The organism is Halalkalicoccus paucihalophilus (assembly GCF_001593955.1).
In the GTDB taxonomy this organism is placed as follows: Archaea; Halobacteriota; Halobacteria; order Halobacteriales; family Halalkalicoccaceae; genus Halalkalicoccus; species Halalkalicoccus paucihalophilus.
In genome coordinates, this window is record NZ_LTAZ01000012.1 from 151139 (window position 1) to 163411 (window position 12273).

At 53.2% G+C, this 12273-nt stretch carries 11 protein-coding genes and 1 pseudogene; 7 read left to right on the forward strand and 5 right to left on the reverse strand.

Annotated elements, in window-relative coordinates; genetic code table 11:
- Positions 1-748: 748 nt before the first annotated feature.
- Positions 749-1942, reverse strand: coding sequence for a glycoside hydrolase family 55 protein (locus HAPAU_RS15235; RefSeq protein ID WP_245634165.1), 1194 nt, complete (start codon positions 1940-1942; stop codon positions 749-751).
- Positions 1943-2697: 755 nt separating this feature from the next.
- A complete protein-coding gene (locus HAPAU_RS15240; protein WP_066384519.1) occupies positions 2698-3333 on the reverse strand; it encodes a hypothetical protein in 636 nt (211 codons plus the stop codon).
- Positions 3334-3704: 371 nt separating this feature from the next.
- On the opposite strand from HAPAU_RS15240, the gene HAPAU_RS15245 reads away from it, so the two are divergent.
- The 7 genes and pseudogenes from HAPAU_RS15245 (at position 3705) to HAPAU_RS15270 (ending at position 10161) form a co-directional block, all read left to right on the forward strand.
- Positions 3705-3893: a hypothetical protein gene (locus HAPAU_RS15245; protein WP_066384520.1), complete on the forward strand. Its 189-nt coding sequence runs from the start codon at positions 3705-3707 to the stop codon at positions 3891-3893.
- A gap of 265 nt (positions 3894-4158) precedes the next feature.
- Entirely contained in the window at positions 4159-4737 is a 579-nt protein-coding gene (locus HAPAU_RS15250) for a class I SAM-dependent methyltransferase (protein WP_066384521.1), read from the forward strand.
- A gap of 192 nt (positions 4738-4929) precedes the next feature.
- Positions 4930-5262, forward strand: a complete 333-nt coding sequence (locus HAPAU_RS21085; RefSeq protein WP_157078496.1) for a hypothetical protein — start codon at positions 4930-4932, stop codon at positions 5260-5262.
- Positions 5263-5389: 127 nt separating this feature from the next.
- Positions 5390-6146, forward strand: a pseudogene (locus tag HAPAU_RS22990) (hypothetical protein); the annotation flags it as partial.
- 22 nt (positions 6147-6168) lie between these two features.
- Positions 6169-6348 carry a hypothetical protein gene (locus HAPAU_RS21815; protein WP_169802664.1) on the forward strand — a complete coding sequence of 60 codons (180 nt, stop codon included), beginning with the start codon at positions 6169-6171 and terminating at the stop codon, positions 6346-6348.
- A 336-nt stretch (positions 6349-6684) separates the two neighbouring features.
- The gene (locus tag HAPAU_RS15260; protein WP_066384523.1) at positions 6685-7659 is read left to right on the forward strand and encodes a sulfite exporter TauE/SafE family protein; all 975 of its coding nucleotides are present in this window, start codon (positions 6685-6687) and stop codon (positions 7657-7659) included.
- 822 nt (positions 7660-8481) lie between these two features.
- Entirely contained in the window at positions 8482-10161 is a 1680-nt protein-coding gene (locus HAPAU_RS15270; protein WP_066384653.1) for a glycoside hydrolase family 13 protein, read from the forward strand.
- A gap of 201 nt (positions 10162-10362) precedes the next feature.
- Here HAPAU_RS15270 and HAPAU_RS22395 read toward each other — a convergent pair whose 3' ends face one another.
- From HAPAU_RS22395 to HAPAU_RS15280, 3 genes are all read right to left on the reverse strand, one after another.
- The gene (locus tag HAPAU_RS22395; protein WP_368085896.1) at positions 10363-10584 is read right to left on the reverse strand and encodes a glycoside hydrolase family 97 C-terminal domain-containing protein; all 222 of its coding nucleotides are present in this window, start codon (positions 10582-10584) and stop codon (positions 10363-10365) included.
- A gap of 116 nt (positions 10585-10700) precedes the next feature.
- Positions 10701-10907: a glycoside hydrolase family 97 catalytic domain-containing protein gene (locus HAPAU_RS22400; RefSeq protein WP_066384527.1), complete on the reverse strand. Its 207-nt coding sequence runs from the start codon at positions 10905-10907 to the stop codon at positions 10701-10703.
- Between the two features lie 115 nt (positions 10908-11022).
- Positions 11023-12273 (reverse strand): RNA-guided endonuclease InsQ/TnpB family protein, encoded by a 1251-nt coding sequence (locus HAPAU_RS15280; RefSeq protein ID WP_066384528.1) that lies wholly within the window; start codon positions 12271-12273, stop codon positions 11023-11025.

Genomic DNA, 12273 nt, shown 5'->3' on the forward strand with positions numbered 1-12273 from the left:
CCTTACGCCTGATCGGGAGTAGGTGGGGGTAAGCGCCTAGTGATCCATGAAGGTGGTCTCGTCAGGAGGCGCTTTCTCAAGGACAGTATGTCCGGTTTCACAGTGATGGCTGATGACTTGGAAATTACGCTCGTCTTGGGTGAGGTCGCTATCACGGTCAGTGCGTGGTCGCCAGTCGCAATCTGCACAGTAATGCATATCGGACTCCTTTACAAGTAGCCTCCATCGTCAGCAAGTGCTTATCTGTTTCTCCCTTTTTGTGAGCTAGAGAGTCTAATCCGTACAAGACTGGTTTCTGTCCTGAATAAAAGCAGAGGAGAAGGGCACGATGGAGAAGTTTGGTACACTCGAGTATTGGGTCAGACGGGACGATCGAACACCGTCGAATGGTTGTCTAATGGCGAGAACTCACGAAGAATGAGTTCGTGACAACAATCGCGAACCAAAAGTCTATCTGCGGTTTCAAAGAAAGAACAGGCCGTTCTCCCCGGGTCACTCGACCGGGGAGAACGGCCGTCATCTGCTGATTAGCCGGCAGATTTTCGTTCGGCGGTCCCTACAAATAGACAGGGCTCGGAAGCCAACAGTTGTCTCCGGGTACGGACCTCCGTCAACAGGCCCCAAAAGACGGATCGCCGACCCGTGAACACCCACCATGCGAGGTGGGCACGCCGCGGTGAGGTCGCGTCTAAGCCATGGGTCACTGACCCGTGGCAGTTGACGAACGTCGTCTGCCGTCTTTCGTCAGTCAGTATTCGAAGACCTCGTATCGGGGGTTTCCATCTATATTGAGACCATCGACATCAACTGAACCTGCGCCTTCCGTCACCGCGATACCGTCCCGGACTTGATTGCTCAAGTCCATCGAGACGTTCGAGATCGTCGCCGACTCCACATCCGGCAGTACACGAATCGCCTCCGTAACGGACGCATCCATCTCGATATCGACATTACGAACCTCGAGGTTCGAGCCTTCATCGAGTCGAATCGGTCGCTGCGAACCGAACCCATCGATCGATTCATCGACAATGAATTGTGCGCCATCAATAGTGCTGCCATCACCTTCCAGACGAACGCCCGCAACATTCGCATTCTTGAACGTGCCGCCTTCGACGTTGACCTGTCCTCCGCTACCCGAAACGTACAGACCGTTATCGGGGAACGGACCGATCTGTGCGTTGCGGATCGTTACTGTGCCTTGATGATACGTGCTCACGAGGAGTCCCGTCCCACCATTGCCGCCACTCGCATCTACTCCGCCGTCAGATAGATCGATATTCTCGACGATACCACTCCCAACGTTCGTGTGGAGACCCACGAGCATCGGCCCTTTGCTCGGCGTATCGTGTTGGCCAACAAAAGCGATATTACGCGCCTCGAGTCGGTCGTTCGCTTGAAGCTCTAAAGCTCGTCCACCAGTATTCGAACCGGAAATATCGAACGTGAGTCCTTCGACATGAAGATCGTCGATCGGACTTTGATACGTTCCGAGTTTGAACACATAGGAGTCGGTCGGTGCAACATCAATCGTCGCCTCACTTCCGGTCATTCCGAACTTACTGTAATCAGTAATCCGTAAGGTCCCGTCGACAAGATACGTTCCTTCTGGGAATTGGATCAGCGTATCATCATCTGCAACGTCATTGAGAACGGATGTAATCGAGGTGTTACCACTGTTATCAGCGCCGGCCTCAACGATATCGACGACAGTTGAATAGTCCGGGGAACTCTCACTTTCCTCAGTATTTTCGTCTCCTTCAGCTCCGCTTTCTCCCTCCGTTTTATCTACCTCATCTGATTCCTCGTCTTCGACTGATTTCCTCGGACAATCCACCTCTTCGTCTGCGCTTGCGGTTGCAGCAAGTACTGGTGTAAGAGCTACGCCAGCAATTGTTCCGAGATATGTTCGTCGGCTCGCATGAGATCTCCTGCGCTCTGGCATGTGAATCCAGATAAGAGCGCTAGTTCCACTACCATCTATTTGCTGATATATAACTCGACAGATTGAGAGATATGATTTAATTATGTGATATGTAATGATATAAAACACGAAAAATGAATCAGATAGAGAAAGTAGTGTACAGCTGTAAAATACTTTCTTGTCGGTGGGTACGTCTCTCTGGAGCCAGAAGATGTATTCTTCGTCATTTAATTTCGTATTCTTACTATTATTGTGTTTATTACTAATATTCTTCAGATATTTATTTAAATTGTGAGAATCTATTCTGACTACACATATAATAGACAGCTATGACGTTGTGAGCAATCAGTCTCCCTACAAAAAGTCGGGAAGAGAGCCATGACTTTAGCTAAATGCAGGCGCTATACCCCCTTCCTCAACGGCCGAGCGAAGCGAGTGAGTAGAGAGGGATACAGCGTCCCCAGAAATTGGATATTTCTGATGAATGACCGGGATACAAAGGATCTTGTTACCGCCGTCATCATCTGTCTTTCGTACTATGTTGTTGGCCCAAGGCCCACGTTATTGGTAGTATTTTAGCGATATCGTGAATGGATTGATGGGTCGCTTGCGGAACGCCTGCGGAGTATCGTCGTCACATCCTGATTAGAAATCGCCGACCTTGTCGATTAGGTGGCGCCACAGATCGCGCTCCTGGTCGTACATCTCGGATTCAGTATAGTTCCGCATTGATAATTTATGATTCACGAGGTGAACCAATCGTCAAGAAAGGCTACTTACTCGGCGGCTTCGATGGTCTCGGCAGCGACGTCCTCAACGGTATCCTGAGTCGCCTGAACGCCCTCGATGGTCTGCTGCTCGGCATTAGACTGAGCGTCGAGGAACGCCTCAACGGATTGCTCGACGAGGTCCTTCTGTTGCTCGCTCAGCTCCTCGAAGCTGGCGGCGAACTCGGACTCGAACTCGTTCCAGGTTTCAGTCTGGAGGTCGTTGAACGCCTCGAACTGGTTCTCGATAGTCGCACGGAACTGTTCGTCATCGAGCGCGGAGGTGAAAGCGTCGAACTGGGCGTCGAACAGCTGTTGGGTGAGTGCAGTGCCCTGCTCGTACTGAGCATTGAGCAACTTCTGGGTCTGCTCTGCGTTCTGTTCGAACTGCTGATCAGCTGCCTCTTTGATCTTCTCGGCATCGAGCGTGGACTGGAAGACCTCGAGTTGTGCGTTAAAGAGGTTCTGAGCGAATTCAGTGCCCTGTTGCTGGGCCGAGCGCTGGGCGCTGATACCGTTCTGGAGGAACGTTTCGAGCGAATTCTGCTGGAATTCGAGACTTTGTTTGACGAGCTGTCGGCTCTGTTCAATCGACTGGCGCTGAAACTCGAAGGCTGCTTCGATGGGTGCGGTTGTGTTCGTCATAGTTGTATTGAGTGGCGTAGTGAGCATCGAGCGATATCCCACAACGGATATGGGACCGTGCGATGCTTGATTCGCATATAGGGGAACGCCCCCGACAAGGATAAGCTTTGGCACCAAATGGATCTAGATACCATTAGATACCATTGAATACCAAAGTAATCGTAACCAGAATTCACCGATACCGGCTGTAGGGGTTGCTAGCAGCCGAAATTACTGTGTGTGCATTACGTCACTGTGCCCGTGCCCATCGCCGCCACCCGTCGACGGTCGCCTCCACATCGACGTCAATATGGGCCATATGCAAGCGATGCCGCCGCTCGTCCGTGACGTCTGACTGACCTACACCGGGAACGCGCTCTCCGCCATCGATCTTGGCGCTTCCCTCAGCAACCCTCCTGCGATCGACGCCGCCCATATCCGTCCATCTCTGGGCGAACGGCCAGTACGCAGTCGAGGCGATCAACCGAGCGATTGCAGTCGCCCTCGAACGCAGCGATCTTGGCGAACACGAGGGTGGGTACGCCCCTGCCGAGCCGGATACCTACCGTACGTACCTCTAGAGGCATTCATGGCCCGACAAGAATCCATTCGAAAACAGGAGCAACCGCATTCACGCATAGTCAACTGCCTTGTGCAACAAACCTTTCAGTACCCACCGATGTTGCACAAGGTGACGACATAGGCAGTTGCCTAGCTCATAGAGACGCTTCCCGACGATAATGAGATTTGCTCGTGTATTCATTGCAACCGGCTCCATCTCAGTAGCACTATGAAGGCAGAGACTGTAAAGGACTTATCGTGTAATCCGGGTTAATACACGGTTGTATGAAGCTCACTGATCGAATTCTGGACCGGATGTTCGGCCATCCAGAAGGGCTGTTGGGAGTGCTGGGCGGTCGGATTTTAGCCCGAGGAAAAGAGAATACAACTGAGTGGGTGCTCTCGCTGATTGGGCTGGAGCCCGATGACCATGTACTCGAAGTCGGGATCGGTCCGGGCGTCAGTATCCAGCACGCAGCGAGAAGTGTTCCCGATGGGTTCGTTGTCGGGGTGGATACGTCGGAAGTGATGCTCGCACAAGCGCGTGATCGGAATCAGCAAGCGATCGAAGCCGGGCAGGTTACCCTCGCTCACGAATCAGCTTCCTCGCTCCCCTATGGGGATGATGCATTCGATGCGGCGTTCACGATCAACTCGATGCAAGTGTGGTCTGACAAGCATGCTGGTGCTCGTGAACTGTGCCGCGTCGTAAAGGTCGATGGGACGATCGCAATTGCGTTCACAAAGCAGGCCCGAGCAGAGCAGCTCGCGGCTGACCTTCCTGACGTACTTGCAGAATTAGGCGTTAGTCGAGTTCGTAGCGAAATCCGAGAGTCGGATACCTGTGTAATTGCCACTGTGTAGACGGAACGGTCTCAACCAGTCAGCAGCGAACATCAATTATGCAAAATACGTTATGAGTTCTTGGTGACTTGGTATCGTCACAATTCCAAGGAACCAAGATGATACCCGAAGTGACCGATACGCGCTCTGTGTTCAGCACGACTTCTGAAACCTATCACCGCTTGAGGAGTTCCAATAATGCCAAATCGTCGTATGGCCCTGAACAAACCAACTCGCTCAACGAAAGAATGGCCAGCTCACAGAATATCGTCTGTCGTCTCGGCCATCCGGAATGACTCTAGATCGGTATACCGCAGCCCGTACGGAACACGCGTTGCCAGCGAAATTGGATCGGCCAACGCAGACACCGACTCGGACTCAAACACGATCATAGATGTCTTCAGCATCTATTTCGGCATTGTTGCCGAGGTCAAGAGCAACTTTCTCGCCAAGCGAGTTGACGAGAAAGTTAAGAAGCTGGTCCTCATGGATTTCACCGTCTGCTTGGTCGTAAACACACCTTCAGCAAGTGGACGTTTCAAATAATCGGCTTTGTGATGTATTGAGACTACATTTATCCAGATCTTGTGGTGGCAATACGGAACCAGATTCGGATCCTGATAGCGCGAACGCCGAGTTGATTTAAGCACGTATCACCAACCCCGCTGCACAAATGGCTTGTGTCGTCTACTATCACCATCCCCAAGCCGAGAACTTCTCGCTGAAGTATAGCTCGGCCTCTCAATCTGAGATTCTTTCCCGTCGTAAAGATTCGGACGGCGCGACGAAGCTTATCGGCTATCCGTTTGATACCCCCGTCTACAGATAGGCAAGGCGAGTGTCTCGGGGCATGACCCCGAGGCGGTTCACGTCCTCTATGCGAGCGACACGGAGATCAAAGATACAAACGAGATTGACTTCGACCAGAAGTGGCTCAGCGACCGAATCGCCGAGCTTCCCCGTGAGGGGCAGGTCGTCGCGTTTCGATTAGTGGAATTGCTCGAAGCGGCTGTAGACGTGAGAGAAGAAGAAGAGTTCCGCCTCTACAAGGAGTTTGAACCACAGAAGGTTCGGCAGGCACTCGACCACATCTCGTGGAGAGCACCACTTCCACAGGTCGCCGGCGAGATGATGTCGAATCTCATTCTCCGGCATTCGCTGCCGAATGCGAGCCATCGAACGGGGATTGCGATGCTGCAGTTCTGTATCGAGAGTGTGAATCCAGACTTCGAGATGCCTCGCACTCACTTCAATGATGAAACCTGGCAGAGTGGGTTGATCCCTATATCGTCGAGTCGAAGCGCCTCATCACTGTTCGCCGAAACATCATTCGAGTCAAGCAGCTGCAAGAGCTGGGTGTCGATCGCGTGGAGCGAAAAGATGGGATTCAAATTCAGTTAGACGAATTCGAGCTGGATATGCACTGTCGACGTACGCCACTCGGCATACATCATGGCTGAGTATGCCGCTGATGGTCGATTAGCAGAATATCCTGCGGCGTTACACAAGACAATGCGCCCTGAGTACTTGCTTGCACATATGGTTCGGGGGGTTCTTGAATCGAACCGACCATACCTGCTTGGCGAGATATTGGCTGCAGTTTCTGGCCTCGATATTGAGGATGTAGACTGAGCACCGAAGCACGTCCTTTTTCGACTACTTTGCCAACCCGTTGTGTTCGCTCGGTTGCTCTCAACTCCGTCGATACTTCCCCGCGTATACGACGCCTACACGAATGACTGGGAATATCGTATCCGAAAGTCCAGTTGATCAAGGAACTGTGGATGTTTATAGTTACGGTCTAAACTAGACGTCAATCGTATCATCAAGGACTCGTTGGGCGCTGCATCCTTTTTTAGGTTCCAAGCCGTATTCTCGCTCATGACGGGACCTCTAGTGTGTCTTCCGTCACTCATCATAGATGCTCCAGACACTGATTTCAGATAAACTATCAGAGGTTGGAGGCCAATGGTACTCTTAGAATCAGAAGCCTTGTTCTTCATCGGATTCGGATTCCTTGTGGGGATTCTCTTCGGATTCTTTGGGCTGGGTGGGAGTTTCTTTGTTACACCGGCGCTCCTCGTGCTCGGCCATCCCGCCGAAGCCGCTGTGGGCTCCGGTCTTGTGTTCGTCTTTGGAACATCGCTTGCTGCAGCCGTAACCCACCAGTCTGCCGGACACATCGATTACAAGCTCGGTGGTTTCCTTGTCCTCGGGATGGCAGCTGGCATCGAGGTCGGCAGGCGGATACTCTTCTGGCTCGCTGAGAGAGGACTTGCAGACGTCGTTATCAGCATCGCCTACGTCGTATTGCTGGCAGTGGTCGGCGTGATCATTCTCCGTCGAGTTCACAATGAACGACTCGTTGACTCCGTTGAACGACGTATTCCACCAGTGTTCGAGAAGTATGCTCTCAATCGACTGCCACCACTGATCGAGTTACGGTCTACCGTGCAGGTCTCCATGTGGCTCGTCCTCGTTGTCGGCATTGCTATCGGAACGCTCTCTGGCTTTCTCGGGGTCGGCGGTGGATTTCTGATGGTTCCGAGTCTCGTCTATGGAATGGGCATCTCGAAATCGGTAGCGGTTGGTACCGATATCTTTCAAATTGCGGGATCGAGTGCGTTCGGATCTGTTCGCTACTTCCAGGAAGGAGCCGTCCATCTCTCGGTTGTACTCCCACTGTTGGGAGGAAGCATCTTCGGGTCCTATATCGGGTCACGGCTAACAGATATCGTCGACGAGAGCACGCTGATGAGCTATTTCGCAGTGATGCTACTTCTCGATAGTGTCGCAGTGGCGAGCAAGACTATTAGTCACACGTACGATATTCAAATCCTCCATGATCTTAGTCTCACGCTCCTCTTCGGGACCGCGCTCGGCGTCGCCGCTCTCATCGTCTACCGGGGAGGACGAACTGCCTACCGTGACTCAATCGGATAATCGTATGTTCGAATACATTCGAATAAGTAGGGAATTGGTCAGATATTCAAGAGTTTGGATGGCAGAATAATCATCGTATCCCCACGTTAGATGTACGTATGAACAAAAATAAGAGGATAAGTACGACGACCATTCCAAGTAGCGAGTATGTAGAGTCCACTGAGACAAGAAGTGCGCTTCCGATGAGCGACGCTGCTGCTAGAATCGCATACCCGAGTGAATGTGACCCGTGTTGCTGAGTCGGGACCATGGCTTGCATCCGCTTCTCCTCTTGTGCATTCAGCTCTCGTTCGAGCTTCATGGGGAGTCGAAGGAGTGCCCAGAGCGAGACGATCTCCTCGAGAAAACGGGACCGACAAAGCAGGAGTTCATCGACTATCTGGAGTCTGGGCTCGTCGAACGGGATTTCAGAGAACTGTTTTGATCAGTCGCGGAGCTCTGCGACCGACTGACCGACCTCTCGGACGTGATCACTTCGCTCGAGGTCGAGTTCCTCTGCGAGGTAATCAACCCTCTCTTTGAGGCTCATACATGAAGGAAGCGCTCCGAGCGGTATAGACCTAGTGCTGTACCATAACACGGAAGAGGTGACCAGACTGCCTAAGGTCGTGAATATTGTTCTCGCCTAGTGAGCATCGGCTGCTAATTGCAATCAACTGGATGGAGTTATGGAACTACCGCTGCGAGAATCCGATCGCCAACTGGGGCGTATCCCGCCCTGAAGGGCGAGGCTTTGTGCCTGTTTTCACGTAATTTCTCTCCTCTCATTACCGGTAGAACAAGTCCAACGTGCTTTTATCAGCTGTCGTGGTATGCGAGGTAATGATTACTGACGGCCAATCCGTTGATGGCGCTCAGTGGTGGAAAGAAAGCGTCGTCTACCAAGTGTATCCCAAGAGTTTCAACGATACAAATGGCGACGGGATCGGTGACCTCCCAGGAATCATTGAGAAGGTCGACTACCTTGCTGATCTCGGGGTGGACGTTATCTGGCTCAACCCTGTCTATGCATCGCCTATGGCCGACAACGGCTACGATATCGCCGATTATCGGGCGATTCATCCGGCATTTGGAACGATGGACGACTGGGAACGACTGCTTGAGGAACTTCATGACCGAGATATGCGTTTGATCATGGATCTGGTGGTGAACCACACATCCGACGAACACGAATGGTTCATCCGATCGCGCGAAGGTGATCCTGAGTATGATGAGTACTACTATTGGCAGGATACTGATGAGCGCCCAAACAACTGGGAGTCGTTTTTTGGAGGCTCTGCGTGGAGCTATGACGAAACGCGGGACGAATACTATCTTCACTTATTTGATGAGAAACAGCCTGATCTGAACTGGCGAAACGAGGCCGTTCGTCAGGATGTCTTCGAGATGATGCGGTGGTGGCTTGAGAAGGGAATTGATGGCTTTCGGATGGATGTCATCAATCTCATTTCGAAGACTGAAGGATTGCCTGACGATACAGTAGATGGTGAGATGACTGGCGCAGAACACTTCGTTAGCGGGCCGAAGTTCAAGGCGTATCTCACTGAATTGGTGACCGAAACCGTCGGAAACTATGATGTGATGACTGTCGGAGAAATGATCGGAGTCGATGCCGAGGAAGCACAAGAGTACGTCGGTGAGGATGGTCTCTCGATGCTCATTCATTTTGAGCATATGGGTGTCGATACTGGTGACGATGGGAAGTGGGATGTCGCGACGCTTGATCTACTCGGACTTAAACGGATCATCACCGACTGGCAAGAGACCCTCGCAGACAGTGGGTGGAACTGCCTCTATCTAAGTAATCACGATCAGCCACGTGCAGTCTCACGGTTCGGTCACGACGAAGAATTCCGTCGTGAGTCTGCGAAAATGCTCGCTACGTTTCTCTTTACACTGCAGGGGACACCATTCATTTACCAAGGCCAGGAGATCGGGATGACGAACACCTCGTTTGCAGAGTCGTCACAGATCCGTGATGTTGAAGCGCGGAACTTCGTCGAGAATGCCTTAGATTCCGATGCGTACGAGTCATATGAAGAAGTTCGTCCGATCGTTGAATCTCGCAGCCGGGACAATACGCGAACGCCGATGCAGTGGTCCGATACTCGGAACGCAGGATTCAGTGAGGGTGAGCCCTGGATCGGCGTTAACGAAGATTACGAGACTGTTAACGTCGAGGCCGCCCGCGACGATCCTGAGTCTGTTTGGCATTACTACCGCGATCTGATCGACCTCCGTGAGGCTCTCGATGTGTTTGTCTACGGTGAGTACGACCTCTTGCTTCCTGATCACACAGAGGTATTCGCGTATCGACGCACACTCGCTGACGATGAACTCATCGTGGTCTGTAACTTCTTCGACAGTGAACTCTCCATCGACCTTCCCCAATTGACTGGTGATGAGACGCCCGAACTGCTGATTGGAAACTACGAGGATACTGATGCTCCTGCGGGGGACATTGATCTGCGGCCCTATGAAGCGCGTATTTACAAACGATAGCCGGATCGACTACGACCCCTCCATTCGTTCATACGTCGCTCGTTCACAGACAGGGCAATACCGACGATCTCCCTACTTCAATCTTATAGGTCGTCTCGGACTCCAAGTGCAAGCGTCACTTACAGTGAAGGATGAACCCGCCGTTGGCAGGTACATCGATCGAGAGTTCGATAGTCGACTCACAGACCACGGTTTCGCGAATTAGTTCCTCGCCAGTCCGTCCTTAACAAGCGTCACATCGAAGTCGTCGTCAAGGAAATCAAGTGGGAGTGTGACCGTGCATGGCGCACCAGCAGTGATACAGCCAATAAACCATTCGTCATCGCATCGGCGGGCGAACGTTGCTTCCGAACCGGGGTATCCACGCAGAAGCCGTGTCTCATCCCATGCAGCAGGGACTCGTTCGAGAAAACGCTCAGCGATAGGCTATTCGGCGTACGAATCGATACTGTCGGCGAAGTGCTGAAGCCCGGACTCACAGATCACCGATAGCGCGAGTTCGTGGCCGACCGTTGTGTGTCGCGTCTCGGCCGAGAACGTCACGGCGTATAGTCCATCGGTCCAACGACGTTGCGCGTGAACGGGATCGTGACGTTATTTTCCGGAGTGATCGTTCCGAACTTCAGATGCTCGGCACCGAGGACACCCTCGTAGGTGAGGACGTGGGGCCAGCGCCGACGAAGGCCAGTCGGGACGACGGAGCCATGGAAGTTGATCAGCAGTTCCCGCTCCGCCGTATCAGCCATCAACATATCATAGAACTGTAATCGACCCTGTTCATGTAAACTACCCCACCCTACTCCCTCGGCGCACACGCGCCTCGGTCCTTGAGGGTGGGGCTTTGATGTGGACTCCCGGCAATCAGTCGCCAGCAATAGGCTGGTGACTCTTGCCGTTCAACGTCCCACCATTCACACGCACGTCTACTGGTGCGTCTCCGCTCCCCGACGTGGGCGAGGAACGGAGTCTGTGGTGTCGCTTCCGAGCGTATCGTAGCCCGATATTCTTCGCGGCGTTGTAATCCGCGTTGACCTCGTAGCCGCACTTCTGGCAATGAAAGTGCTCACCGTCACGGTTCGCTTCGTGCGTGAACCCACAGTCCGTCCGAGAACAGCGTTGGGACGTGTGGTTCGGCGCAACCTGCTTCGCCATGACGCCGCGTTCCCGGGCCTTGTACTCGACGTATTCATACAGGCGTCGGAACGCCCAGATGTGGTGCCACTTCGCCTGCGAAAGCCGCTCGCGGATGTCTGTGAGGTCCTCGAACGCGATTACGTCGCACCCGTTCTCGACGGCTTCCGTGACGATTTCGTTGGCGACGATATGGATGTACTGCTTTCGCCACGCTTCTTCTCGCTTGCCGAGGCGAAGGAGCGCGTTGTGCGCGGCTTGCGTTCCGCGCTGTTGCATCTCTCCCCGTCGTTTCTCGAACTCGCGGCACCAATGGTCGTACCCGTCACCCTGCCAGAACGTGCCGGTCGAAGCCACTGTGAGGCTGTTGACGCCGAGGTCGATACCGAGGACTGTTTGTTTTTGGTGCTCGGTATCTTCCGAAACCACGGATTCATCAGAATCGTCCTTCCGCGTCGTGATGTGGAAGTAGAACTCGTCGGTCGCCTTGTCGTATTGCAGTGTACTCGCCCGGAACTCGTAGTCCTCCGAGAGAACGTATCTTTCGTAGGGGGTCGGACTGTCTGCCGGAAGTTCGAAGTCACACTCGACGCGCCCGTTGACGGTCGAGAGGGACACACGGTCGCGGTAGAAGGTCGCGCTCCGCTTGTCGTAGACCATGCTCCATGACGTGAACTCCGGCTGGCTCACCCGTTTACCTTGTTTCCACCGTTCGACGCACCCTTTCGTCGCTTGGACGGCGCGTCGGATGGCTTCTTGAACGAGGTTCGCGGTGAGGTCCGTTTCCTCTCGTAGTTCCGTGTAGAGCGTGCCCCGTGCTGTCGTGTTCGCCGTAACGCAATTCGTGTAGGAGTCGTCGCCCCAACAGAACTCGGCGGCGCGGTTCGCACAGTGAAGGAACTGTCGAGCGGATTCGTGGAGGTCATCGCGGTGCTCATCGGGAACGATTAGTTTGACCGGCGCGGTTCGACGCACCTCCAG